Raw genomic sequence first — 24,894 nt, 5'->3', positions numbered from 1 at the left:
CTCAGTCCCCGATCTGCTCGAGGATGCCCAGCCATTCCAGCTCCAGGGCCTCCTTCTCGCCGCGCAAGGTCGACTGGCGCTGGCTGAGATTCATCAGCTCTACCGTCGGGCCGTCGTAGACCTTCGGATCAGCCAGCTTGCCTTCCAGCGTGGCCAGTTCCTTGTCGAGCGTGGCGATCTGCGTCTCGATCTTCTTCACCCGCGCGCGCAGCGGTTTTTCCTTCTCGCGTTCCTCGGCGCTGAGCTTGCGTTTCTCCTTCGCGGACGCCTGGATGGGCGCTTCCGCCGCGGCCGAGGCGACGGCGGCGGTCTTGCGCGTGGTGGCGCGCGAGCGCAGCCATTTCGCGTAATCATCCAGGTCACCGTCGAAGGCGTCGACGTTGCCGTCGGCGACACGCCAGAACTCGTCGCAGACCATACCCAGCAGGTGACGATCGTGCGAGACCAGCACCAGTGCGCCGTCGAACTCGGCCAGCGCATCGGCAAGCGCTTCGCGCATGTCCAGGTCGAGATGGTTGGTCGGTTCGTCGAGCAGCAGCAGGTTCGGCTTGTCCCAGGCGATCAGGGCCAGCGCCAGGCGCGCGCGCTCGCCGCCGGAGAACTTGTCCACCGGCTCGAACACGCGATCGGCCGGGAAATTCCAGGTACCCAGGTAGTCGCGCAAGGCCTGCTGGCCGGCGGCGGGCGCCTTCTCCTGCAAGTGGTCGTACGCGCTCCAGCCTTCGTGCAGGCTTTCCACCGTGTGCTGGGCGAAGTAGCCGATCTTCATGTCCTTGTGGAACGAGCGCTCGCCCGTGAGCGGCTCGAGTTCACCCACCAGCGACTTCACCATGGTGGACTTACCCGCGCCGTTCGGGCCGAGCAGGCCGATGCGATCGCCGGCCTCCAGGCCGAAGGCGACGTCGCGCAGCACCACGTGCTCGCCGTAACCGGCGTCGATGTGGTCCAGCTGCAACATCGACGTGGGCAGGCGGTCCGGCGTGGGGAACGAGAAACTGAAGGAGCGCTCGGCGCGCACGGCTTCCGTGCCGGCCAGTTTTTCCAGGCGCTTCATGCGCGACTGCGCCTGCTTGGCCTTGCTCGCCTTGGCCTTGAAGCGGTCGATGAAGGATTGCAGGTGGGCACGTTCGGCCTGCTCGCGCACGTGGGCGATCTGCTGCTGGCGCAGGTGCTCCGCGCGCTGCCGCTCGAAGGCGGTGTAGTTGCCGGTGTAGAGCTTGGCCGTGCCGTCGTGCAGGTGCATCGTGTGCGAGATCACGCCGTCGAGGAATTCGCGATCGTGCGAGATGATCAGCAGCGTGCCGGGGTAGCGGCGCAGCCATTCCTCCAGCCACAGCACGGCGTCCAGGTCCAGATGGTTGGTCGGTTCGTCCAGCAGCAGCAGGTCGGACGGCGCCATCAGCGCGCGGGCCAGGTTCAGGCGCACGCGCCAGCCGCCGGAGAACGACGCCACCGCGCGCTCGTGGGTGTCCGGGCTGAAGCCCAGACCGTGCATCAGCCGGCCGGCACGCGCGCGGGCGTCGTAGCCGTTCAGTTCCTCGATGCGCTGGTTGGCTACCGCGACGGCTTCGTAGTCTTCCCGCTCGTAGGCTTCCGCCTCGGCCTTCAGGACGGCCGCCACCTCCACATCGCCGCCCAGCACGTAGTCGATGGCGGGGTCCGGCAGCGCGGGGGTTTCCTGCGCGACCGAGGCCAGGCGGACCTTGGACGGCATGTCCAGGTCGCCCACTTCCGGCTCGAGCTCGCCCTTGAGGGCGGCGAACAGGGTGGACTTGCCACAGCCGTTACGGCCGATGACGCCGAGGCTCCACCCGCTCTGAATGGTGAGGTCCATCTGCGACAGCAGGGTGCGGCTGCCCCGGCGAAGGGCAAGATTGCGGAACGAGATCATGAATTGGGCAAACTGGCGGCTGGCGACCGCCCATGATAGCCGCCCCATGGCGTGTGTGGAGGCGATCTGTTAAAACGGCGTCTTGCGCCGCATGGGGAGCGCGCCGGAGCCATCATGAACACCTTCAAGCCTGTTTTCCTCGCGACCGCCCTGGCCGTTGCGTTCGCCGCCCTGGCCCCGGTCGCTCACGCCGGCGACAGCCTGCTGGTCAACCGCGTCCAGCAGGAGCAGGCGATGAACCTGCCCCGCAAGGGCATGAGCATGGCCCAGGTGGAACGCCAGTTCGGTACGCCCACCTCGAAACTGGACGCCCGCGGCGGCGGCAGCGCGAAGCAGCCGGTGATCAACCGGTGGATGTATCCGGGCTACATCGTGTATTTCGAGCGCAGCCATGTGGTGCATGCCGTGTTGAATACGCCGGCGGGGAACAACGTGAATCCGCAGGGTTCGCGGTGAGGGGCTTGAAGGTCGGTTGAGGGTACGGGATCGCGCACATCGTGCGCTCCTACACCGGGTGTGCGGCACCGGGTGGTGCGGCAAACGGCGCGGGTGTGTGGTGGGTGGGGTGGAGGCTTTACACTAGCGGGCTCACCCCTTGCCGCCGTTGCCCGCCATGACCGACCGTAGCTCGTATCGCCTGCCCGCCGAATGGGAGCCGCAGGCCGGCGTCCTGATCGCCTGGCCCCACGCGGACACCGACTGGGCCGATCGCCTGGCCGACGTCGAGACCACCTATGTCGCGCTGGCCGTGGCCGTCACCCGCTTCGAACCGCTGCATGTGATCGTGGCCGATGCCGCGCTGCGTGAGCGTGCGCGCCAGGCCGTCGAGCACGCCGGTGCCGACATGGCCCGCCTGCACTTCATCGAACTGCCCTACGACGATACCTGGCTGCGCGATTCGGGCCCGATCACCCTGACCGGTCCGAATGGCGTGCTGCTGAACGACTACCGGTTCACCGGTTGGGGCGGCAAATTCGGCGCCGACCAGGACGACGCGCTGATCGCCGGCCTGCTCGAGCGCGGCGTGTTGTCGGGGCTGCCGCACCGGCGCATCGACTGGGCCCTGGAAGGCGGCGGCATCGAGAGCGACGGCCGTGGCACCGTGCTCACCACGTGGAAGTGCCTCGCCCAGCGCCACCCCACGCTATCCCGCGAGACGATGACCGACACCCTGGCCACCACCCTGCACGCCGACCGCGTGCTGTGGCTGGACCACGGTTACCTTGAAGGCGACGACACCGACGCCCATATCGATACGTTGGCGCGCTTCTCCGAGGACGGCGGCATCGTGTACCAGGCATGCGACGACAGCACCGATCCGCACTTCGCGGAACTCGGCACGATGGCCGATGAACTGGCCGCGCTGCGGACGCCGGAAGGCACGCCGTATCCGTTGCACTCGCTGCCGTGGGCGCAGCCGATCCTCGACGAAGGCCGTCGACTCGCGGCGTCCTACGCCAACTACCTGATCGTCAACGGCGCCGTGCTGGTGCCGTCGTATGGCGACGCCCGTGATGACGAAGCCGCACGCATCATCGGGCTCGCCCACCCCGGCCGCGAGGTGGTGCAGGTGCCATGCCGTCCGTTGATCTGGCAGAACGGCAGCCTGCATTGCATCACCATGCAGCTTCCCGCCGCCGTCGCCGCCTGAAGGAACCCCTCATGTCCCGCACCACCCTCAAGGTCGCCCTGCTCCAGGAAACCGATCGCGGCAGCCGCGAAGCCAACCTCGACGCGATCGAGCAAGGCCTGCGCGATGCCGCCGCGGCCGGCGTCGAGCTGGTGCTGCTGCAGGAACTGCACAACGGCCCGTACTTCTGCCAGCACGAGAACGTCGACCTGTTCGACCTCGCCGAGACCATCCCCGGGCCGAGCACCGAGCGCCTGGGCCGGCTGGCCGAGGAACTGAAACTCGTCGTCGTCGCCTCGCTGTTCGAGAAACGCGCCACCGGCCTGTACCACAACACGGCCGTGGTCTTCGATCGCTCTCGCGCCATCGCCGGCAAGTACCGCAAGATGCACATCCCCGACGACCCGGCGTTCTACGAGAAGTTCTACTTCACGCCGGGCGACCTGGGTTTCGATCCCATCCCCACCTCGGTCGGCAAGCTCGGCGTGCTGGTCTGCTGGGACCAGTGGTACCCCGAAGCCGCGCGCATGATGGCGCTGGCCGGTGCGGACATCCTGTTCTACCCCACCGCCATCGGCTGGGATCCGAAAGACACCGACGAAGAGAAGGCACGCCAGCGCGAGGCGTGGATCACCGTGCAGCGCGGCCATGCCGTGGCCAACGGCCTGCCCTTGCTCGCCTGCAACCGCACCGGCTACGAGGCCGACCCCACCGCTGTCGGCAACGGCATCCAGTTCTGGGGTTCCAGTTTCGTGGCCGGGCCGCAGGGCGAATTCCTCGCCCAGGCCGGCACCGAGGGTCGCGAGTTGCTGATCGTGGATGTCGACATGCAGCGCAGCGAGCACGTGCGTCGCATCTGGCCGTTCCTGCGCGATCGCCGCATCGATGCCTACGGCGACCTCACCAAGCGCTTCCGCGACTAAGCCCCAGCCCAGGACAACCGAGCGCATGATTCCCGCCGAGCACGACGTCACACCGCATCCCGCACTGGACGGCCAGCCCATCGAGCGCATGACGCGCGACGGCGTCGACTACGTCATCCTCGGCACGGCGCACGTGTCACGCGCCAGCGTGCAGGCGGTGGATGCGCTGCTGGAACGCGAACACTTCGACGCGGTGGCCGTGGAGCTCTGCGCCAGTCGCGCGCACGGCATCCGCGACCCGGAAGCCTTCAAGCAGATGGATCTCTTCCAAGTGATCCGCCAGGGCAAGGCCGGCATGGTCGCCGCCAGTCTGGTGCTCGGCGGCTTCCAGAAACGCCTGGCCGCGCAGTACGGCATCGAGCCCGGCGCGGAAATGAAGGCCGCGATGGATGGCGCCGACGCGCGCGGCATCCCGGTGTGGCTGGTCGATCGCGAAGTGGGCACCACCCTCAAGCGCGCCTGGCGCAGCGTCGGTTTCTTCCAGCGCTTCGGCCTGATGGCCGGCATGCTGGGCAGCGTGTTCGAACGCGAGGAAATCGCCGAGGCGGACATCGAGAAACTCAAGCAGTCCGACCTGCTGGAAAGCGCGTTCAGCGATTTCGCGAAGGACTCCGCGCCGCTGTACCGCGCGCTGATCGCGGAGCGCGACGAATTCATGGCCGCGCGCCTGCGCGAAAACGGCCAGCGCATGGATGCCGCCGCGCCCGCGCGCACCGTGCTGGTGGTCATCGGCGCGGGCCACCTCAAGGGCATGAGCCACCAGTTGGCGGAGCAGCACGGCGACGCGCGCGCCACCGCCGACGATCTGGCCGTCACCCCGCCGGCCTCGCCGTGGCCCAAGGTGTTCGCCGTGGGCCTGGTGCTGGCGATCTTCGCCGCCATCGGCTTCGCGTTCTACCGCAGCCCCAGCCTGGGCGCCGACGCGGTGAAGAGCTGGGTGCTGCTCACGGGCGGGTTGTCCGCCCTTGGCGCGCTGATCGCCGGCGGCCATCCGCTGTCCATCGTCGCCGCGTTCGTGGCCGGCCCGCTGAAACCGTTCCGCCCGGGCATTCCTTCCGGTGCGTTCAGCGCCATGGCCGAGGCATGGGTCCGCAAACCCCGTGTAATCGACTTCGAGCACCTGCGCGACGACATCACCCACTGGACCGGCTGGTGGAAGAATCGCGTGGCACGCACCCTGCTGAACTTCTTCCTGGTCTGCGTCGGCACCATCGCCGGCGAGTACATCGCTGGCTTCCACATCCTCAAAAGTCTTTTCTGACCTGCACTTACGCCCGAGTTGTTCCACCTTGCGACAGCCCTCTATACTTCGACGGCTGTTCAACCCCGGCCCCGACCGGCACCCAGGGAACTCTTAATGAAGCGTCTGCATCTGATTGGCCTGATCGCTGTAGCTCTGTGCGCCGCATCCGCCGCGCATGCCGAAGGAGACAAGGCCAGGGGGCGGACGCTGGTCTATACCTGCAATGGCTGCCACGGCGTACCGGGTTATGCCAATGCGTATCCCGAGTACCACGTGCCGCATATCGGCGGCCAGAATGAGCAATACCTCGTCAACGCCCTGAAGGCCTACAAGAGCGGCGAGCGCACTCACCCAACGATGGGCGCCCAGGCGCAGAGCATGTCCGATCAGGACATCGACGACATCGCCGCCTACCTTTCCAGTCTCGCCAAGTAAGCCGCCGAGGACGAATGATGATCCGTGGGTTTTCCCTGATTGCCATCGGCGCGCTCTTCGCGCTGACCGCCACCTCGAGCTTCGCCGCCGGCGACCCGGCCCGCGGCAAGACCAAGATCGCCACCTGCGTAGCCTGCCACGGCCAGGACGGCAACTCCGTCGATCCGCAGTACCCGCGCCTGGCCGGCCAGTACGCCGATTACCTTGCGCAGGCGCTGCACGAGTACAAGGATGGGCGCCGCAACAACGCCATCATGAAGGGCTTCGCCGCAACGCTGTCCGACCAGGACGTCGACGACGTGTCGGCGTACTTCGCCACGATGCCGACGAAGCTGCAGGGCCTGGAACACCACATCCAGGGCGACTGATCCGCCGGGCCGTACTTACGCCTTGGCGAAGTACGGCGTGTCGCCGGTCTCGTGGTCGGTGACGTCGCGCACCTCGGTAATTTCCGGCACGCGCTCGCGTAGGGTCTTCTCCACACCGTTCTTCAGCGTGACATCGACCATGCCGCAGCCGTGGCAGCCGCCGCCGAAGCGCAGCACCACCACGCCCTCGGCGGTAACCTCGACCAGCGAGATGCGGCCGCCGTGCGAGGCGATCTGCGGCGCGACCTCCGACTCCAGCACGAACGTCACCCGCTCCACGATGCCCGCACCTTCACCCGGTGCATCGCCCTTGATCCGCGGTGCGCGGATATTGAGCTGGCTGCCGGTGGCGTGGGTTTCGTAGTCGATGTTGGCCGGGTCGAGCCAGCGCATGCTCTCGCTGTCGACATAGAGGTTGAAGCCGGTGCACTCGACGGTCCATTCGTCGCCGGTAAGTTCCGTCGCGTCGCAGAACTCCAATTCGCACTGTGCGGCAGGCGTGCCCGCCTCGACCACGCGCAGGCGGATACCGAGGCCGTCGCCGCCCTGCTGGGCAAGCAACCGCTGGAAATGCGCCTGGGCGCGCTCCGAAATATCGATCATGACCACTCCGAATCCGGTACCGGCGTGGGGACGCCGGAATACAGCACCATTCTAGTACTGTTTCGCGCGAGGCGCCGCCTTTTGACAATTCCAGCCGGAGCGCCGACGCTTCGCGCTTTCCCCGGACGGATCTTCCCCATGTCGCTTTCCCCACTCGCCTCCCAGCACTGCCAGCCGCGCAAGGGCGCGGAGAACGCGCTCGATCGGGCCACCCTCGACGGGCACCTGGCCACCCTACCCGGCTGGACGGTCACCGCCGACGGCAAGGCCATCGTCAAGGACTTCACCTTCCCGGATTTCCGCCACACCCTGGGCTTCATCAACGCCGTCGGCTTCATGGCCAACCAGGAAGACCACCACCCCGATCTCGAAGCCGGCTACGGCCACTGCCAGGTGCTGTGGTCCACCCACGACGTGGGCGGCCTCTCGCTCAACGACGTGATCTGTGCGGCGCGGGTCGAGGCGCTGCTCGATCGCTGACGTGCCGCCACGCGCCGCCGGTTGGGCCCCGATGGCGACGGTGGTCGCGGCCATCGTCATGGCGGTTGCCCTGCTTTTTCTTGTCTTGCCGCGCTTTGCCGCCTCGGTGGTCCACACGGCCATCGAGCGCGACAGCGCCGTCGACCGCGCCGCTTTTGCCCGCGGCGAGTCCCCTTGGGCATGGTGTTTCCGCGATGCCGGGGATGTCGTGGCGGGACGTGCCTTCGGCGCAGGCAAGCTGTCGTCGTCACCCCAGGGACTGGTGGTGCAGGCCCGGGCCCCCACCGGTTTCGAGATCGGCCTGCCGCTGCGTCGGGATGCGGACCTTGCACGAACCGCGGCATTCCATCTGGATGCGGAGGCGAGTGCCCCGGGCCGATATGGCCTGACGGTTCGCCAGACGCTGGACAGCCCGGGCCTGCGCGCCGAACTGGGCACCCTGGGTCCGGGTCCGCTGGCGAAGAACGCCGTAGGGCTGGACCAGCTGGCATGGACCGACGAGCGAGGCGCGGCCGTGCCGGCACCCCACCGCGTGGCGATGCTGCGCCTACGCGTACAATTGCCCGTCGGTGAGACGCTCACCCTTCGCGACGCCCGCCTGACATCGATCGACGCGCCAGCGTCGCTTGCCCTTGCCGCGACCGTCCTGCCGACCGGCCTCACCGCCGAAGCCATGCTTGGCTGGCGCGACAAGGCACGTGCCCGCGATGCCCTGGTGATTTTCGGCGACGGCGACATCCCACCCCGAGCGGCGGATGCCCCCGGCACCGACGGCACCGCGTCGGGCTGGAAGGCTTGGCTGCTCCCTTCGCTTTACCTGCTTCTGCTGATCGCCCGCCACCGTCTGCGCCGTGGCAGCGCCGGGCCGACCGATGCCGCGCTCGCCGTGCTCGGACCCGTCGCATTCATCGCCGGCCTGGGGCTGTCGTTTCACCCGGCCCCGAGCGAGGTGGCGCTGTTCGTCCTCGGCGTGGCCTACGCGGGCCTGCTCGCAGCGCAACGCCGGCTGCCCTCGTGGGGCTGGCTGGCCGGCTGGCGTGTCGGCTGGGTGCCCGCGGTCGCCCTGCCCGCGGCGCTCGTCGTGGCCGCCATCGCCGGTCATGCGCCCGCGTGGCCCCCGATCGCACGCGTGCTGGTCTACCTGGCCTGGGCCACGTTCCAGCAGTGGCTGATCCTGGCCGTGGTGGCCGGCCTGCTCGACCGCGCGTGGCCCCGCCCGCTCGCCATCCTGGGGACGGCCACCGTCTTCGCCCTGCTGCACACGCCTAACGGTCTGCTGATGCAGCTGTGCTTCGTCGGCGAACTGGGCTGGGCCTGGTGGTACCTGCGCCACCGCGCGCTGGTGCCGGTGGCGGTGGCGCATGCACTGAGCGCGGTGGTCCTGCAGGCCTGCGTCAGCGGCGGCGCGTTGCGATCGCTGGAAGTCAGCGCCCGCTACCTGGGCTAGGCACGGCCGCCGCAACCATGGGCGCGGGATCAGCCGCGAAGGTTGTTCAGGAAAACCTTCAGATCGTCGGGCAACGGCGAAGAAAAATCGTAGTTCTTGCCGCCAAGATCGAAACTCATGCGCGCGGCGTGCAGGAACATCCGTTTCAACCCCTTGGCCCGCAGCCGCTTGTTGGCTTCCTCGTCGCCGTACTTGGGATCGCCCGCCAGCGGATGCCCGACATACTGGGCGTGCACGCGGATCTGGTGGGTGCGCCCCGTGCCCAGCGTGGCCTGCATGAGGCGCGAGCCGGGGTACTGCTCCATCTCCTGGAAGAAGGTGAGCGACGGCTTGCCGCCGTCGTCCACCCGCACCAGGCGCTCGCCGCCGTGCATGACCGACTTCAGCAGCGGCGCGTTGACGTCGAACTTGGCCTTGCGCGGCGTGCCGGTCATCAGGCAGAGGTATTGCTTGGTCACCTCGTTCTCGCGGATCAGCGCCTGCAGGCCGGTCAGGCCCGGGCGGGAACGCGCCAGCACCAGCACGCCGCTGGTGTCCCGGTCCAGCCGGTGAACCAGTTCCAGGTGCTCCGTGGGGCGCGCCGCGCGCAGCAGTTCGATCGCCCCGTGGCTGACCCCGCTGCCGCCATGAGCGGCGATGCCCACGGGCTTGTCGATCACGAGGAAGTGCTTGTCCTCGAAGATGACCGAGTCGGCCACGGCCCTCACCATGCCGGAGGGAGCCACCGTCTCATCGCGCTCCGCGACGCGCACAGGCGGAATACGCAGCATGTCGCCAGCGGCCAGGCGCGTTTCCGGCTTGGCGCGCTTGCCATTGATGCGGACCTGACCGGTTCGGAGGATGCGATAGACGAGACTGCGCGGCACCCCCTTCAGGAGGGTGAGCAGGGCGTTGTCCACGCGCTGACCATCCCGCTCGGGTCCGATTTCGACGATGCGCACACCTTGGCCGCCGTCGAGGGAAGTTGCCGTCTGCATTGATAAAACTCGAAATTGATAGGATACTCGGCCAGCGCCAGGCTCCGCTGAAGACTTATCTCTCGCGGGGTGCCTGTACCGTCACGTAAGGCGAGTGTCGCGCGGGTCCGTCCAGGGAGACGGACCGCGAAGACACCCCACATCGTAACGGTTCGGGTTGCGGTTGTCCGGCTAATCCGTAGGGACGCGGACCGGTTGCAAGGCGCTTATCACGAATCACGCCGGGTCCAGGCATCGGTCCCGGATCCCATGCCGCTTGAAGCCTCACCGCTGCGGCGCGATCCCCGGCAGGCCGCCACATGGGCGCCACCGCGGCCCGCGGCCGCGCGGCAAGGCCGAGGAAATTACAAATGAAGCGTATGCTTATCAACGCGACTCAGCGCGAAGAGTTGCGTGTGGCCATCGTCGATGGTCAGAACCTCTACGACCTCGATATCGAAATCCCGTCCCGCGAGCAGAAAAAGGCCAATATCTACAAAGGCCGCATCACTCGCGTCGAGCCCTCGCTCGAAGCTTGCTTCGTCGACTACGGCGCCGAGCGCCACGGGTTCCTTCCCCTGAAGGAAATCTCCCGCGAATATTTCAATCCCAACGCGGAAGGCAAGTCGAACATCCGCGATCTCCTCAAGGAAGGCCAGGAGATCATCGTCCAGGTCGAGAAGGAAGAACGTGGCAACAAGGGCGCCGCCCTGACCACCTTCATCAGCCTCGCCGGTCGCTACATGGTACTGATGCCCAACAACCCCCGTGCCGGCGGCGTCTCGCGCCGCATCGAGGGTGAAGACCGCCAGGCCCTCAAGGAGGCCATGGAGCACCTGCAGGTGCCCGACGACATGGGCCTCATCGTGCGCACCGCCGGCATGGGCCGCGACGCCGAGGAACTCCAGTGGGACCTGGACTACCTGCTCCAGCTGTGGAAGTTGATCTCCGGCGCGTCGCAGTCGCAGAAAGCCCCGTTCCTGATCTACCAGGAATCCAAGCTGTTCATCCGCGCCCTGCGCGATTACCTGCGCAACGATATCGGCGAAATCCTGATCGACGAGGAGTCGCTGTACAACGACGCCCGCGACTTCGTCCAGCAGGTGATGCCGAACAACCTGCGCAAGCTCAAGCTCTACCAGGATCCGACCCCGCTGTTCTCGCGGTACCAGATCGAAAGCCAGATCGACAGCATCTTCGAGCGTAACGTGCGCCTGCCCTCGGGCGGCTCCATCGTCATCGACCAGACCGAAGCCCTGACCGCCATCGACATCAACTCGTCGAAGGCCACCAAGGGCAGCGACATCGAAGAGACGGCGTTCAACACCAACCTCGAGGCCGCGACGGAAATCGCCCGTCAGCTGCGCATCCGCGACGCCGGCGGCCTGATCGTCATCGACTTCATCGACATGGACAGCCCGCGCCACCAGCGCGAGGTGGAAGAGCGCCTGAAGGACGCCCTCAAGGCAGACCGCGCCCGCGTCCAGATCGGTCGCATCTCGCGCTTCGGCCTGCTGGAGATGTCCCGCCAGCGCCTGCGCCCCAGCCTGGGCGAAGCCACGCAGATCGTCTGCCCGCGCTGCGAGGGCCACGGCCACATCCGCAGCGTGGAATCGCTGGCGCTGTCCACCCTGCGCCTGATCGAAGAACACGCCATGAAGGAAAACACCGGGCAGGTCCTGGTGCAGGCACCGTCCTCGGTGGCCAACTTCATGCTCAACGAGAAGCGCGCCAGCGTCGTCGAAATCGAGCTGCGCCACAACGTGCACGTGGTGGTGGTCGCCGACGAGAAGCTGGAAACACCGCATCTCGAGATCACCCGCATCCGCGAAGTCGACATGGGCGAGCACAGCAAGCCCAGCTACGAGCGCACCACCCCGGTGGTGGCCCAGGCCCTGCCCAAGATGGGCCAGGCGCTGGGCAGCGGCGAGCAGCCGCTGGTCACGGGCGTCGTACCGTCGTCGCCCGCCCCGGTTCGCGAGGAAATCGCCGAGCCGGTGGCCGTCGCCGTTGCGGCGGCGGTGCCCCGCGCTGCCGCACCGGTCGCGCCTGCCGCCCCCGCGGGTGGCTTCTTCTCGCGCCTGTTCGGCAGCCTGTTCGGCGGCAACGCCGGTACACAGCCCGCGCCCACGGCGCAGCCCGGCCCGGCGTCCCGCCGTGACGAGGCGCGCTCCGGCGGCCGCAATGAGCGAAACGACCGCAACGAACGCGGTGATCGCAACGAGCGTGGCAACCGCCGCGACCGTGACGACCGTCGCGGCAACGAAGGCCGTGGTCGCGGTGGCGAACCGCGCCAGGCGCAGGGTCCGCGCAAGGACCGTGACGGCCTGCCCGCACAGGGCAAGACGCAGCAGCCGCGTAACGGCAACAAGCCGGCACAGGGTCGTAACGACGCCGCGCCGCGCCAGGGTGACGAAAAGGCACCGCGCCAGAAGGATCCCGCACAGCAGGGTCGCCAGGGTGGCCGTGCCGAGGCCTCGCCCACGGGTGAGACCACCGGCCGTCGTGAGCGTCAGCCGCGCGGCGAGCGTCAGCCGCAGGGTGAGCGCATCGAGAAGGCCGCCAACGTCAACATCGCGCCGGACGTCGCTGCCGCCGCCCCGCGCAACCCGGCCGAGAAGCCGGTCACTGCGTCGGTGGTCAACGACGACGAGAAGCTGATCCTCGACGCCGACGCACTGGGCGTCGATGCCGTCGCCACGGGCGAGGTCGACAGCGAAGCGCCTTCCACCGATGGCGGCAAGGATACCGAGGGTGGCCAGCGCCGCCGTCGCGGTCGTCGCGGTGGCCGTCGTCGTCGTCGCCAGGAAGACGGCGGTGCCGTCGGCTCGGCCGATGGTGCCAACGGTCCCGACGATCTCGACGACGACGAGGTTGAGGGTGAGGATGAAGCACAGGTCGGCACGGGCCGTTCCAGCGCCAGCGTGCCGCCCATGCTCGACACCGCTGCCGCGGCCGAGAACGCTTTCGCCGTGGAAGCCCCGCGCCACGAAGCCACCCGTCCCGCCCCGGCCGCTTCGATCCGGGCACCGGCCGCCGTACAGGGCGACGCCTCGGACGACGAAAACGTGCCGTCGGCCCTCACCCTGAGCTCGCTGCCCAAGCTGCCGCCGATTCCGGGCCAGCCCACGGCACCGGCACCGGCACCGGCACACCCGGTCGATAGCGCCACCCCGGCGGACTCCGCCCCGGTCCGCACGACCGAGCGTCGGCAGACCGAATCGGATGCACCGCTGAACACGCCGCCGCCTGCTTCGCAGGCTGCCCGTGCCCCGGCAGCAAGCGACGTACCGGCAATGGCAACCGAGACGATTCAGCCCGCCGCCTCGCCGGCCAGCCAGCCCTCGGTGCTCGATGCGCCTGCGCGTGGCATGCTGCCGACCGAAGACGGCACGGATGACGTCGGGACCGAGCGAAAGCCCGAGCGCAAGCCCCGGCCCGCCGCTGCCGTGACTCCGGCTCCGGCGGCGCCTGCGGTCGAGACGGCACCTCGTGCCGAGCCGGTTCGCCAGGCCGACGCGCCCGTGGCCCACGCGCCGGCGCCGGCTCCGGTCCAGGCTCCGGCCCCGGTGCAAGCACCCGCCCCGGTCAAGGCACCCGCTCCCGCGGAAGCCCCGGCGCCTGCGGCACCGGCACCGGCACCGGCACCCGCGGAGTCTCCGGCACCTGCCCCGACCCCGCGTGCTCCGGCCCCGGCTCCCACGCCAGTGCCGACCGCGGTCGCCCCGGCCTCGGCAGCCGTGGACCATGTGCCGGTCGATGCCCCGGCACCGCCCGCCGTGGTCACGCCGAAGTCGCCCGAGGCATCCAACGTCTCGCCGGTGTCCCACGAACCGGTGGCTCCATCGCAGCCGGCTTCGCCGGCACCGGCCCAGGGCGACCTGCTGACGCGCCCGCGTCAGGAGCCGTCGTCCGACAAGCCCTCGTCCGACGAAAAGCCGCACGGCGACGCGTGACACCTGGGGAGGTGAAAGCCTCCCTCTCACCATAAAAAACGCCGGGCTAAGCCCGGCGTTTTTTTGTTACGTCCATCGGTGGATCGTGGTCAGGAATGCCGATTGTCACGTACCGACCTGATGGTTATGGGTATCCAACAGTCCATGCACGGTCATGAGGTGCGCAAGGCCGACGACATGCTCGACGTGCAGCTTCTCCATGAGGCGCTGCTTATAGGTCGAAACCGTCTTGGGACTGAGGTTCAGGCGCTCGCCGATGGAGGTGAGCGGCATACCGCGGACCAACATCATCGAGACCTCCATCTCGCGCGTGGACAAGGTATCGAACGGCGAGTCGGAGCCATCCAGCGTGGCCAACGCCAGTTGCTGCGCCACGGTGGGGGCGAGGTAACGCCGACCCGACGCCACCTGCCGCACGGCCGCGAGCAGTTCGTCGGCCGTGCAGGCCTTGGTCAGATAACCCAGTGCGCCGGCGTCAAGCAGGCGCTTGGGAAAACGCGCGTCGTCGACGACCGTGAGGATCACGACATTGGTGCGCAACTTGGCGCGGATTACACGTTCCGTGAGCTCGACGCCGCTCATGCCCGGCATGTGGACGTCGACCAGTGCGATGTCCGGTGAGTGCGAGCGGATAAGACGCAGGCCTTCTTCCGCCGAACCGGCCTCCCCCCGAATGCGGACGTCGGCCTGCTGCTGCAGGATCATCCGGAAACCGGTCCTGACCAGCTCGTGGTCGTCGACCAATACAACATTAATCATTCTTTGCCCTCCCTGGGCCGACTGTACTTCTGTGCGCGAGGAATGACCTGCACGCTGCCTGCGAATGCATACAATGCCAGATGTGCAGGCGAGACAACCAGCGTGCCGGTATGATCATCGAATGCCCGCAGGGCCTGTAGCGGTAATCTCCCCGCGTCGTGAGGCGACGCGACCCGATCGTCACGTAGGCCGCGTCCGCGTTGGTATGTAGGGGTTCGCTTACTCCCAATCTCGCTGCCACATGTCCTGCGCCACGGGAGCGTAATTCACCGATCGTTACAGCCTGACGGTGGTGAACACCTCGGCCAAATCGGCCATCACGACATCGCACTCACGAAGTGACCACACCATCGTCAGCGCCGACACGCCAAGGTGAATCTTTAACCGAGGAGACGATCATGGCTAATGAGAAAAATCGCCCGCCGCAGCATCCCGGCCAGAACGACGCCCCGCCGCAGAAGCGGGGCCCGACCGAACAGCCGAAGACCGACTCGTCCGGCGACCCGTTGGACGGCACCGGCGAAGACAACAAGCAGCAGGGCTGATTACGGTCAGTACGACGCGTCGGCGTGGCTCGCGAGGGCCATGTCGGCGCGTTGTCGTTGTGCGGCACGTTGTGCGGCGCGCTTGCGCAGCAGGATGATGCCGGCAAGGATCAGGATGGCCGGACCCCATTTTCCACCAGTGGCCTTGGCCAGCAGTTTTCCAGCGGCCAATGCGCCGATGGTGTTGACGTGAGAGCCCGTCGTATTAGCCATGATCCGATCCCCGAGTGGATAGTGCGCGCCAGAGCGGCAAGAGTCGCCGGGGCCGCATGGCAACCACGTGAAGCCGGGGGATAGGACGTATTTACGTCAGCCGGTGTGGTCGCTGGGGGCCCGGATGCCATGCATCAGCAGGGCCAGCGCATGGCGCGTGATGACGTCTGCATCAATGTGGCCCCGCAGGGCATCGCCCTTCCATTTCCGGCTGGCCGTCACCGGCAGCACGGTCAGGCTTAGCACCGTACCCATCAACAGCGCGGGGTCGAGATCCTTCGCGATACGCCCTTCCTCCTGCCACCGGCGAAGGGTGCCGACGACCGCCACCTGGCGCGAGTCGCCCAGCCGTTTGCGCATGTGCTGCTTGAACAGGTCGCTGTCGTTGAGCATCTCGCCAAAGAAGACCGGCCCCACCCACGGTGAATCGCCTGCGATCTCGACGAAGCGGCGCACCAGGCCCGCAAAGGCGGCCACCGGATCATCGGCGTGCTCCAGGAAGATGCCTTCGAGGCGTTTCTGCATCGGCGCGATGCGCTCGTCGAACAACATGTCGAACAGTTGCTCGCGTGTCTTGAAGTAATAGTGCACCGCGGCGGACGTCATGCCCGCGGCCCGGGCGATGCCCGCCAGCGTGGTCTCGGCGTAGCCCTTCCGGGCGATCAGCTCCAGTGCGATATCGGCCAGGCGCTGGCGCTGGTCGGGGCCATCCGGCTGGACGGGTGGCCGACCGGGGCGGCGGCCGCGGCGAGGGACAGAAGTAACCAAGGATGCTCCGACATGGTCGACAGGTGCTCGACACCATGACTTCAATACCACGGCAGCGTGTCGGATTGACCGGACGCCGTGTCGCACCTATATTAACTTACCCATTAATTAAATTCACGGGATACCCTAGTGACCGCTACCCCCGTGCCGGATTCGGCGCCCTCGCCGACCGCCAGCCCCTCCCTGCGCGTGCTGTTCCCTGCCCTGATGCTGGTGATGCTGCTGGCCGCGCTCGACCAGACCATCGTCTCCACCGCGCTGCCGACGATCGTCACGGAACTGGGCGGTTTCAGCCAGTTGTCGTGGGTCGTGACCGCCTACCTGCTCAGTTCCACCGTCGTGGTGCCGCTGTACGGCAAGTTCGGCGATCTGTTCGGGCGCAAGGTGGTGCTGCAGACCGCGATCGCCCTCTTCCTGCTCGGGTCCGTCCTGTGCGGCCTGGCCCAGGACATGACCCAGCTGATCGCCATGCGTGCGCTACAGGGACTGGGCGGCGGCGGCCTGCTGGTGATCGTCATGGCCTCGATCGGCGACGTGATCCCGCCGGCCGACCGTGGCAAGTACCAGGGCCTGTTCGGTGGTGTGTACGGCCTGGCGACCGTTCTCGGCCCGCTGGTCGGCGGCTTCATGGTCGACCATCTGTCATGGCGCTGGATCTTCTACGTCAACCTGCCGCTGGGACTGGTCGCCATCGGCGTCATCGCCGCGGCGTTCCATCCCCATGTGCGCCACGTGAAGCACACCATCGACTACTGGGGAGCCGCGTGGCTGACGCTCGCGCTGAGCTGCCTGATCCTCTTTACCACCGAGGGCGGCACGATGCTGCCGTGGTCGTCCGGGGAACTGTGGTTCATCCTGGCGTTCGCCATCGTCGGCGTGATCGGCTTCGTCTACGAGGAATCGGTGGCCAGCGAGCCGATCATCCCGCTGGGACTGTTCCGGCACCGCACCTTCCTGCTCAGCTGTATCATCGGCCTGTTCGTCGGCGCGGCGCTGTTCGGCTCGACCACCTTCATGCCGTTGTACCTGCAGGTGGTCAAGGGCGTGTCTCCCACGGCGGCCGGCATGCAGCTGCTGCCGCTGATGGGCGGCCTGCTGGTCAGCTCGATCGTCAGCGGCCGCCTGATAAGCCGCATGGGGCGCTACCGGGTCTTCCCCATCGTCGGCACGTTCCTCGCCACCGTGGCGCTGACGCTGTTGGGTACGCTGCACAACGACAGCCCCATCCCGCTCATGTACGCCTACGCCGGGCTGCTCGGCGTGGGACTGGGCATGATCCTGCAGGTGCTGGTCCTCGCCACGCAGAACAGCGTCGACATGAAATACATGGGCGTGGCCACCTCCGGCGTGACGTTGTTCCGCTCGATCGGCGGCTCGGTGGGCGTGTCGGTGTTCGGTGCCGTATTCAGCAACGGCCTGCAGTCGCGCATGGCCGACCTGCTGCCTGCCGGCTCGCCGGTGCGGTCGCTTCGCCCCGACGCCGTGAACGCCCTGCCCCCCGATATCCATGCCTCCTACCTGGAGGCGTTCGGCGCTTCCTTGCATACCGTGTACGACGTCGGCGCCTGCGTGATGGCGGTGGCGTTCGTCGTCGCCTGGTGGATGAAGGACGCGCCGCTGCGCCGCGCACCGGTCGCACCCGTTACGGCAGGCAAGCCGGTCACGTCCGAGGAGCGCCTCGTCGAGGCGCGCCCATGAATCGCGGATACATAGGCGCATCCTCCGGCATCAAGCTTTGCCGACCTCGGCCGTTACCGGTGGCGACCCTCCGGCTGGACATCACGTGAAACGCTACCGCGTACTGGGCCTCATCCTGCTCCCCCTGCTCCTCGCCGGTTGCGCGGGCGACGACCTCCACCTGGCGGGCAAGGGTGCAGACCCTGCCGATATCGCCCTGCAGGGCAAGCGGGGCACGGTCACCTGGCACTGGGGGTCGAAGTCGTTCACCGAGGCGGTCACCGCTAACAAGCGCACCACCGTCCGCGGGGATGCCGGGGTGTCCGGCACGCTCGACATCACGCTTGCCGGCGGAAAGCATGTCTTCCTAGTGGGTGAGCACAGCACGTTCGCCTGCCGGCATGGGTGTGCGGAGCTGCACATGCCGGCGCTTTGGGTTGTGGCTGATCCCTGAGCGAGGTGGCCGTGGTAACGGGCTGGGCATGAGTCCGCGACAGACTATCGCCAAGCTGCCGCTTGCCGAGCTTCCGGGCATGAAGGGGTCAAGGACGGCACGCGTGTAGCCAGAGCCTGGATCCCGCCGGCGTACATGAAGCCGAACGATCGACCCGGCGCGGCTTTGGCGTCATTCCCTGAGCCTACGCGATGCTCCCGATCGTGCCATAACTGGCCGAGCCAGCGGCGCCTGATCCGCCACCGATCGAACCACGAACGGATGTCTTGAGATCATCCAGCTGTCTTTTGGATGGCGTCGGTTTGGCCGCCGCGGCGCCTGCGAGCCAGGCCGTGCCCAGCGTTTCACTCAACGCGTCAGCCGCGGCCACCACAGCCAGTGCGCGGTCCGCGACGGCTGCCGTCTGCCCATGGAGGATTTTCGCCGCTTCATCGCACATGTGCTCCACACCTGCCAACGCGGATCCCCGACCGCCATGCTCAGCAGACACAAACCGGCCGGAAAAGGCCAGCGCGGTGGCCACTTGCAGAAAGTAAAACAAGGCCTGGCGCTCAGCCTCCGCCACCAAAGCACTATCGTGCGCCGAATCCTCCGTAGGAGATGATGCCGTCGGTGGATCGACATCGACCGGCAGGGTGTAGGAGGCAAGCTCTTCACCATGCCCGATGCGCACCGCTTCAATCCGTCGGCGCATCTCCTCCGTCGTCCCGACGCGTCTCGACTGCTCGGCAAGATCATGCAGGAACTCGCTGTGGGCACGCAGCCATTGAGGAATACTTGAGCGAGCGTCCCATGCAGAAGGATGCTGCTTCATCAACAGGAAACGAAGGGCGCTGATTTCGTAATAACGCTGCACGACGCCCCCACCCTTGTGGTGGATCACCTTTACAAGAGCACCAAGGTGGCGCTCCAGGGACGCGACCTGCTGCTCCGCACGTTCGGATCGCTGACGCCATTCCCGAAGCGCGTAGCGCGATTGGTAGACCGTCCAGCCGCCGTACAACATGGCGGCGGCGAGAAGGGAGACGACGGAGGCGACAACGATGACCAGAGGCATGAGCCCATCCCTAAGCAGCCGACAGCACGTCGCGGTGACGTGCGCGGCGAAGATAGGGTTATCGGCGGAAGCCCCGGCAACTTTATCTGCCGTGGTGACCTCGACAGGAACAAGGGCATCCGAGTCTTTGAACTCAAAGACGCTGGCTGTCGATGGATTTGCGTGAGGTTGACTGAAACGAAAAAAGGAGCCGAAGCTCCTTTTTTCGAAGACCTACAGAGGCCGATGAATGCCTGTAGATCGCAATCTGGAGCGGGAAACGAGACTCGAACTCGCGACCCCGACCTTGGCAAGGTCGTGCTCTACCAACTGAGCTATTCCCGCATCGAGCCGGCAATTCTAGGCAAGCCTTGCCCGCATTGCAAGCCCTCGACACGTTTCAGTGATCGTCGTCCAACGGTCCGCGATCGGCGTCGTCGCAGGCCACGCTCGTTGTGCCCGCATCGCCGGGATCGGCCAGTTGCCCTGCCTCGTCCTCGGGATCGCGGTAACGACGTGGATCGACGATCGCCGGGCTACGCACCTCGCGACGCTGCGCCTTGAGTTCGCCGATCAGGCGCTGGTTGATCGTTTCGTACTCGGTCGTCATGGCGAAACACCTCTGGACAGGTCGAACTGGATCAACAGGCACTCATTACCGGCGATTGCTCACGACACGCGAACGGCCATCCACGATCCCGAGATTTTTTCCTGCAGCACCTCGACAGGGCGGCCGTGACCACGCAGCGTGCGGGCGCGCGTCACCGCGAACTCGATCGCCGCGCCTTCCGAGTCGAAGGACTGCTTGGCCGAACCCGGAAGCAGGACCCACCACGCACGGTGATTGATCGACGGATAGAAGACGTAGACGCGCAGTGGCTTGACGTGTTCGGTCGCGGCGGCGGTCACCGTGGCCTGGGTAGATCCGAGCATGGCGCACCTCCCTAATACCCACGTGTCGCACAGGCGGCGTTACGGGGGTGTGACCTGTCGCCGAACCGACACACCAGTGTCATGGCTTACGGGACGACTCGCGAAGCCAAACCGTAGAGATCGGGGTTCAGGAACGGCGCCATCGCCAGCAGCAGGGCCTGCGTGTACGCGCCCTCGCGAGTGGCATGACCACGGGTGACGAGGCCCATGGCGCCTCCTTGCTGCTTGACGTTGACCGTGCCGAACAGCCGGTCCATCACGTCACCCAACTCTTCGCCCTCGAGCAGGGCCTCGTACGCAATCGGCGGCAAGGGCAGCCAGGCGCTGCGCCCTACGGATACGTGGTCGCCCCCGGCGATGGCCACGTAACCGACCGTGCCTGGACCGTCCTCACCCATGTCGATCCCACTTTCCAGCGCGACATGGAAGTCGGCCTCACCACCGTGTCGCTGGCAGTACTGCATGCGCTGGATGGCGCCCTGACGCGTCTCCGTCGCGGTCATCGGCTGATCGGCGACGCCGGATGGCGCATGCATGCCTTCGCAGGCGAGGACATGCTCGGGAAAGAGCGTTGCGAGCGCGTTGCGTACCGCGCCGATCTTGACCGGATTGCGCGAGCCGACAATGACCTTGAGCACCGAGCGGGATGTCATGGGATCGATCTGCTTTCGGTAGACATGGTGCCCGGAGTCGGACTCGAACCGACATACTCTTACGAGTGAGGGATTTTAAGTCCCTTGCGTCTACCGATTTCGCCATCCGGGCTTTCAAGAAAAAAGGCGCACCGCGTGAGCGGAGCGCCTTGGAATGCGATGGAGGCCGAGGTCGGAATCGAACCGGCGTACGCGGATTTGCAGTCCGCTGCATGACCACTCTGCCACCCGGCCATCGCTGGCGCAGCGCGAGAGTATCGCGTGGCGCCTAAAAAACAAAACCCCGGGTGACCGAGGCTTCGTGAAAACTTTGGAGCGGGAAACGAGACTCGAACTCGCGACCCCGACCTTGGCAAGGTCGTGCTCTACCAACTGAGCTATTCCCGCGTCGTTGTCCCGCTATTCTAGATCACGACGTCCATGTGTCAACCACCTTGCAGCGGTTTTTTTTCATTTTTGTTGACCGCCTCGGCGTCGCCACGCAGGGCCGGCCATGCGGCGCGCAGATAATCCAGCCCGGACCAGATCGTGAGGATGCCGGCGATGACCAGCAGGGCCTCGCCGATGTGGTACAGGCGCAGCGTCTCGGCGTCGTGCTGCAGCAGCAGGACCACGAGGGCCACCATCTGCATCGTGGTCTTCAGCTTGCCGAGGAAGGCGACCTTGACCCGCGAGCGCGCGCCGATCTCGGCCATCCACTCGCGCAGCGCGGAAACGCTGATTTCCCGGCCGACGATGACGGCGGCCGTGACCGCCAGCAGGATGCCCTGCCAACCGCCAGGGTGCGACTGCACCAGCAGGAACAACGTGACGGCGACCATCAGCTTGTCCGCCACCGGGTCCAGGAATGCCCCGAACGCCGAGGTCAGGTTCATGCGCCGGGCCAGGTAACCGTCCAGCCAGTCGGTGAAGGCGGCCAGCACGAAGACCAGTGCCGCCGTCAGGCTGGCGCCGCGGAACGGCAGGTAGAAGACGACGACCATGACCGGCAGCAGGAGCACGCGGAACAGGGTCAGCCAGGTGGGAAGGTTGATGCGCATAGGTCAGCCAGTACGGGAGGAATCGGTGCGAGCCGACACCTCCGTTCGATCAGGGATGCAGCATGGCATAGATGCGCTCCGCGAGCCCGCGATCAATGCCCTTCACGCTCATCAATTCCTCGACGCCGGCCGCTTCCACGCCCGCCAGTCCACCGAAGGCCTTCAACAGGGCCGCGCGTCGGCGCGCGCCCACGCCGGCCACGTCCTCCAGCGTACTGCGTTCGCGGGCCGCTTCACGACGGCGGCGATGGCCACTGATCGCAAAACGGTGCGCTTCGTCACGGACCGCGGCCACGAGGTGCAGGGCCGGCGACGAGGTGCCGGGGTGCAAGGTCCGGCCGCTGTCGGCGAGCACGAGGGTTTCCTCGCCGGCACGGCGGCCGGGGCCCTTGGCCACGCCGACGACACGGATGCCCTCGACGCCGAGCTCGCGCAGGACATCCACCGCCTGCCCCACCTGGCCCGTGCCGCCGTCGATCAGCAGGATATCGGGCCGCACACCGCCCTCCACGACCTTCTTGAAGCGCCGGGTCAGTGCCTGGTGCATGGCGGCGTAGTCGTCGCCCGGGGTGATCCCGGCGATGTTGAAGCGTCGGTAGTGCGACTTTTCCGGGCCCTCGGGACCGAAGACCACGCAGGAAGCCACCGTGGCCTCACCCATGGTGTGGCTGATGTCGAAGCACTCGAGGCGTCGCGGCATCTCGGTCAGCTCGAGCACCTTCTGCAAGTCGTCGAAACGCGCCAGCAGCGTGTGCCGACTGGCCAGGCGCGAGGTCAGCGCCGCGCCCGCATTACGCTGGGCCATTTCCAAAAAGCGGGCGCGCTCGCCGCGCACGCTGGGCTTGAGCGACACCGTGTGCCCGGCATGCTCCGACAGCACGCCGGCCAGCACCTCGATGTCTTCCACGTCGTCGCTGAGCACCAGCTCGCGCGGCACCTGGCGCTCGAGGTAGTACTGGGCGATGAACTGCGCGAGGACATCGGGGATCGATGCATCCGTACCCAGCCGCGGGAAGAAATCGCGCGATCCCAGGCTGACGCCGTTGCGGAAAAACAGCACGCTGACGCAGGCCATCCCCCCTTCCATGCTGCAAGCGATGACGTCCATGTCCGCGCTCGCCCCCTGCACGAAATGCTGGGCCTGGAGCCGGCGCAGGGCGGCCACCTGGTCACGCAGGGTGGCGGCACGCTCGAAGTGCAGCGACTGGCTGGCGGTTTCCATGGCCACGGCCAGCTCGTCGATCACGGCGCTGCTGCGCCCTTCCAGGAACATCTCGGCGTGACGCACGTCGTTGCGGTAGTCCGGCACGTCGATCAGGCGCACGCAGGGCGCGCTGCACCGGCCGATCTGGTGTTGCAGGCAGGGGCGCGAACGGTTCCGGAAATAGCTGTCCTCGCACTGGCGCACCTTGAACAGCTTCTGCATCAGGCCCAGGCTCTCGCGGACGGCGAACGTGCTCGGATAGGGACCGAAGTAGCGCCCCGACGCGGTCTTGGCACCCCGATGGAAGCCAAGCCGCGGATACTCATCGGTGCTGGACAGATAGATGTAGGGATAACTCTTGTCGTCGCGCAGGACGATGTTGTAACGCGGCTTCAGCGACTTGATCAGCTGTGATTCGAGCAGCAGCGCCTCGCCCGCGGTGCGGGTCAGGGTCACTTCCGCCCGCGCGATCTGCGACACCATCGAGGCGATGCGCGGGTCCATGGGCGGCTTCAGGAAGTAGTTGCTGACGCGCTTCTTGAGGTTGGCGGCCTTGCCGACGTACAGCAACTCGTCCTCCGCATCGAAATAGCGGTAGACGCCGGGCGAGGTGGTCAGGTGGCGGACGAAGGCCTTGCCGTCAAAGGGGTGCGACTCGGTGTGCTCCATGCGCCCATTTTACCGCGTAGACGTACGCCGGACGCGAAAACGCCGGCATGGGATGAATCATGCCGGCGCGGACCTTCCGTGGGAGCGTCGCCGTCCTTAGGGGGAGAGAGCTTGGCGACAGGGATAGGTTACGTCGTCGCCCTACGGGGCGCGCCCGGCCGAGACCGAATATCCCTGTAGGTGGCGACCAGATACCCGTGTAGGAAATCCCCTAGGACGCGCTCGCTTACCCGGCCTGCGTCGCCACCCAGCGCTCGGCCCGCTCCATATCCTCGGCCGTGTCGATCCCGGGCGGGAACGGCTCCGGCGTGGGCTGGACCGAAATGGCGTGGCCGTGCTCCAGGGCGCGCAGCTGTTCCAGCGACTCCAGTTGCTCCAGCGGGGTGCGCGGCAGGGCCGCCAGCCGGCGCAGGAAGCCGGCCCGATACGCGTAGATGCCGATGTGGCGCAGGAACGGCAGGCCGGGTGGCAGCACGCCCCGGTCCCGGGCGAACTCGTCCCGGGCCCAGGGCGCCGGTGCGCGGGTGAAATACAGCGCGCGACCGTTCTGGCTGCGCACCACCTTGACGATATTCGGGTCGAAGAATTCGTCGGCATGCACGATAGGGGTCGCCAGGGTGGCCATGGGTGCGTCGTCCCCCGCCAGCGTGGCCACCACCGCACGGATGCCGGCGGCGGGAGCGAAGGGCTCGTCGCCCTGCAGGTTCACCACGATGGTGTCGTCGGGCCAGCCGAAGTGAGCTACGGTCTCGGCGATGCGGTCGCTGCCCGAGGCGTGGTCCGTCCGGGTCATGCAGACCAGCAGGTCGCCGCAACCGCGCAACTCGGTCGCCACGCGGTCGTCGTCCGTGGCGACCACCACCTGCGCGGCGCCGGCCTGCCCTGCCCTTGCCGCCACCCGCCGGATCATCGATTCGCCGGCGATCTTCAGCAGCGGCTTGCCCGGCAGTCGGGTGGAGCCGAACCGCGCCGGGACGACGACGACGAACGGGGGGAGTTTGTCAGCCATGG

The 24,894-nt window shown here is 67.0% G+C and carries 25 protein-coding genes and 4 tRNA genes; 12 read left to right on the top strand and 17 right to left on the bottom strand.

Annotation, left to right across the window (positions count from 1 at the left end; translation table 11 throughout):
• Position 1: 1 nt before the first annotated feature.
• Positions 2 to 1,891 (bottom strand): ABC-F family ATP-binding cassette domain-containing protein, encoded by a 1,890-nt coding sequence (locus FA89_RS10800; protein ID WP_036140627.1) that lies wholly within the window; start codon positions 1,889 to 1,891, stop codon positions 2 to 4.
• Positions 1,892 to 2,005: 114 nt separating this feature from the next.
• Here FA89_RS10800 and FA89_RS10795 point away from each other — a divergent pair, with 114 nt between their 5' ends.
• The 6 genes from FA89_RS10795 (at position 2,006) to FA89_RS10770 (ending at position 6,490) form a co-directional block, all read left to right on the top strand.
• Positions 2,006 to 2,347, top strand: a complete 342-nt coding sequence (locus FA89_RS10795; RefSeq protein ID WP_036140626.1) for a hypothetical protein — start codon at positions 2,006 to 2,008, stop codon at positions 2,345 to 2,347.
• A 157-nt stretch (positions 2,348 to 2,504) separates the two neighbouring features.
• Positions 2,505 to 3,542, top strand: coding sequence for an agmatine deiminase family protein (locus FA89_RS10790; protein WP_036140625.1), 1,038 nt, complete (start codon positions 2,505 to 2,507; stop codon positions 3,540 to 3,542).
• A gap of 11 nt (positions 3,543 to 3,553) precedes the next feature.
• On the top strand, positions 3,554 to 4,444 hold the full coding sequence (locus FA89_RS10785; RefSeq protein ID WP_036140624.1) for a carbon-nitrogen hydrolase: 891 nt from the start codon (positions 3,554 to 3,556) through the stop codon (positions 4,442 to 4,444).
• Between the two features lie 25 nt (positions 4,445 to 4,469).
• The gene (locus FA89_RS10780) at positions 4,470 to 5,705 is read left to right on the top strand and encodes a TraB/GumN family protein (protein WP_036140623.1); all 1,236 of its coding nucleotides are present in this window, start codon (positions 4,470 to 4,472) and stop codon (positions 5,703 to 5,705) included.
• A 96-nt stretch (positions 5,706 to 5,801) separates the two neighbouring features.
• On the top strand, positions 5,802 to 6,122 hold the full coding sequence (locus FA89_RS10775) for a c-type cytochrome (protein WP_036140622.1): 321 nt from the start codon (positions 5,802 to 5,804) through the stop codon (positions 6,120 to 6,122).
• 17 nt (positions 6,123 to 6,139) lie between these two features.
• Positions 6,140 to 6,490, top strand: coding sequence for a c-type cytochrome (locus FA89_RS10770; protein ID WP_036140621.1), 351 nt, complete (start codon positions 6,140 to 6,142; stop codon positions 6,488 to 6,490).
• Between the two features lie 15 nt (positions 6,491 to 6,505).
• Here FA89_RS10770 and FA89_RS10765 read toward each other — a convergent pair whose 3' ends face one another.
• The gene (locus FA89_RS10765; RefSeq protein ID WP_036140620.1) at positions 6,506 to 7,093 is read right to left on the bottom strand and encodes an NfuA family Fe-S biogenesis protein; all 588 of its coding nucleotides are present in this window, start codon (positions 7,091 to 7,093) and stop codon (positions 6,506 to 6,508) included.
• A 138-nt stretch (positions 7,094 to 7,231) separates the two neighbouring features.
• Here FA89_RS10765 and FA89_RS10760 point away from each other — a divergent pair, with 138 nt between their 5' ends.
• Both FA89_RS10760 and FA89_RS10755 read left to right on the top strand, forming a co-directional pair.
• Positions 7,232 to 7,573 carry a 4a-hydroxytetrahydrobiopterin dehydratase gene (locus FA89_RS10760; protein WP_036140619.1) on the top strand — a complete coding sequence of 114 codons (342 nt, stop codon included), beginning with the start codon at positions 7,232 to 7,234 and terminating at the stop codon, positions 7,571 to 7,573.
• 1 nt (position 7,574) lies between these two features.
• A complete protein-coding gene (locus FA89_RS10755; RefSeq protein WP_185754318.1) occupies positions 7,575 to 9,020 on the top strand; it encodes a CPBP family intramembrane glutamic endopeptidase in 1,446 nt (481 codons plus the stop codon).
• A gap of 29 nt (positions 9,021 to 9,049) precedes the next feature.
• On the opposite strand, the gene FA89_RS10750 is transcribed toward FA89_RS10755, so the two are convergent.
• Complete coding sequence (locus tag FA89_RS10750; protein WP_081916469.1) at positions 9,050 to 9,997, bottom strand: RluA family pseudouridine synthase; 948 nt, start codon at positions 9,995 to 9,997, stop codon at positions 9,050 to 9,052.
• 350 nt (positions 9,998 to 10,347) lie between these two features.
• On the opposite strand from FA89_RS10750, the gene FA89_RS10745 reads away from it, so the two are divergent.
• Entirely contained in the window at positions 10,348 to 13,932 is a 3,585-nt protein-coding gene (locus FA89_RS10745; RefSeq protein ID WP_051938685.1) for an Rne/Rng family ribonuclease, read from the top strand.
• A 105-nt stretch (positions 13,933 to 14,037) separates the two neighbouring features.
• On the opposite strand, the gene FA89_RS10740 is transcribed toward FA89_RS10745, so the two are convergent.
• Positions 14,038 to 14,691 carry a response regulator gene (locus tag FA89_RS10740; RefSeq protein WP_036140617.1) on the bottom strand — a complete coding sequence of 218 codons (654 nt, stop codon included), beginning with the start codon at positions 14,689 to 14,691 and terminating at the stop codon, positions 14,038 to 14,040.
• Between the two features lie 398 nt (positions 14,692 to 15,089).
• On the opposite strand from FA89_RS10740, the gene FA89_RS20175 reads away from it, so the two are divergent.
• Positions 15,090 to 15,236 carry a hypothetical protein gene (locus FA89_RS20175; RefSeq protein WP_185754317.1) on the top strand — a complete coding sequence of 49 codons (147 nt, stop codon included), beginning with the start codon at positions 15,090 to 15,092 and terminating at the stop codon, positions 15,234 to 15,236.
• Positions 15,237 to 15,242: 6 nt separating this feature from the next.
• Here the strand turns inward: FA89_RS20175 and FA89_RS10735 are convergent, their stop codons facing one another.
• Positions 15,243 to 15,449: a hypothetical protein gene (locus tag FA89_RS10735; protein WP_036140616.1), complete on the bottom strand. Its 207-nt coding sequence runs from the start codon at positions 15,447 to 15,449 to the stop codon at positions 15,243 to 15,245.
• 96 nt (positions 15,450 to 15,545) lie between these two features.
• Complete coding sequence (locus FA89_RS10730) at positions 15,546 to 16,217, bottom strand: TetR/AcrR family transcriptional regulator (protein ID WP_051938684.1); 672 nt, start codon at positions 16,215 to 16,217, stop codon at positions 15,546 to 15,548.
• A gap of 129 nt (positions 16,218 to 16,346) precedes the next feature.
• Here FA89_RS10730 and FA89_RS10725 point away from each other — a divergent pair, with 129 nt between their 5' ends.
• Complete coding sequence (locus FA89_RS10725) at positions 16,347 to 17,915, top strand: MDR family MFS transporter (protein ID WP_221174292.1); 1,569 nt, start codon at positions 16,347 to 16,349, stop codon at positions 17,913 to 17,915.
• 85 nt (positions 17,916 to 18,000) lie between these two features.
• Positions 18,001 to 18,348 (top strand): hypothetical protein, encoded by a 348-nt coding sequence (locus FA89_RS10720; RefSeq protein WP_036140614.1) that lies wholly within the window; start codon positions 18,001 to 18,003, stop codon positions 18,346 to 18,348.
• 184 nt (positions 18,349 to 18,532) lie between these two features.
• Here the strand turns inward: FA89_RS10720 and FA89_RS10715 are convergent, their stop codons facing one another.
• The 11 genes from FA89_RS10715 to kdsB all read right to left on the bottom strand — a co-directional run bounded on the left by FA89_RS10715 (position 18,533) and on the right by kdsB (position 24,892).
• The gene (locus FA89_RS10715; protein WP_036140613.1) at positions 18,533 to 19,405 is read right to left on the bottom strand and encodes a LapA family protein; all 873 of its coding nucleotides are present in this window, start codon (positions 19,403 to 19,405) and stop codon (positions 18,533 to 18,535) included.
• Between the two features lie 248 nt (positions 19,406 to 19,653).
• Positions 19,654 to 19,729 (bottom strand) — tRNA-Gly (locus FA89_RS10710).
• A gap of 55 nt (positions 19,730 to 19,784) precedes the next feature.
• Positions 19,785 to 19,994: a hypothetical protein gene (locus FA89_RS10705; RefSeq protein ID WP_036140612.1), complete on the bottom strand. Its 210-nt coding sequence runs from the start codon at positions 19,992 to 19,994 to the stop codon at positions 19,785 to 19,787.
• A gap of 59 nt (positions 19,995 to 20,053) precedes the next feature.
• Positions 20,054 to 20,317: a hypothetical protein gene (locus FA89_RS10700; protein ID WP_036140611.1), complete on the bottom strand. Its 264-nt coding sequence runs from the start codon at positions 20,315 to 20,317 to the stop codon at positions 20,054 to 20,056.
• Positions 20,318 to 20,403: 86 nt separating this feature from the next.
• Entirely contained in the window at positions 20,404 to 20,970 is a 567-nt protein-coding gene (gene yjjX, locus FA89_RS10695) for an inosine/xanthosine triphosphatase (RefSeq protein ID WP_036144101.1), read from the bottom strand.
• A 25-nt stretch (positions 20,971 to 20,995) separates the two neighbouring features.
• Positions 20,996 to 21,082, bottom strand: a tRNA-Leu gene (locus tag FA89_RS10690).
• A gap of 48 nt (positions 21,083 to 21,130) precedes the next feature.
• A tRNA-Cys gene (locus tag FA89_RS10685) sits at positions 21,131 to 21,204 on the bottom strand.
• Between the two features lie 77 nt (positions 21,205 to 21,281).
• A tRNA-Gly gene (locus FA89_RS10680) sits at positions 21,282 to 21,357 on the bottom strand.
• A 38-nt stretch (positions 21,358 to 21,395) separates the two neighbouring features.
• Positions 21,396 to 22,010, bottom strand: coding sequence for a CDP-diacylglycerol--glycerol-3-phosphate 3-phosphatidyltransferase (pgsA, locus tag FA89_RS10675; protein WP_036140610.1), 615 nt, complete (start codon positions 22,008 to 22,010; stop codon positions 21,396 to 21,398).
• Between the two features lie 49 nt (positions 22,011 to 22,059).
• A complete protein-coding gene (uvrC, locus tag FA89_RS10670) occupies positions 22,060 to 23,883 on the bottom strand; it encodes an excinuclease ABC subunit UvrC (RefSeq protein WP_036140609.1) in 1,824 nt (607 codons plus the stop codon).
• A gap of 226 nt (positions 23,884 to 24,109) precedes the next feature.
• Positions 24,110 to 24,892, bottom strand: coding sequence for a 3-deoxy-manno-octulosonate cytidylyltransferase (kdsB, locus tag FA89_RS10665; protein WP_036140608.1), 783 nt, complete (start codon positions 24,890 to 24,892; stop codon positions 24,110 to 24,112).
• Between the last annotated feature and the right edge of the window lie 2 nt (positions 24,893 to 24,894).

The organism is Luteibacter sp. 9135, assembly GCF_000745005.1.
Taxonomy (GTDB): Bacteria; Pseudomonadota; Gammaproteobacteria; order Xanthomonadales; family Rhodanobacteraceae; genus Luteibacter.
This window is presented reverse-complemented; position numbering and strand designations above follow the sequence as displayed.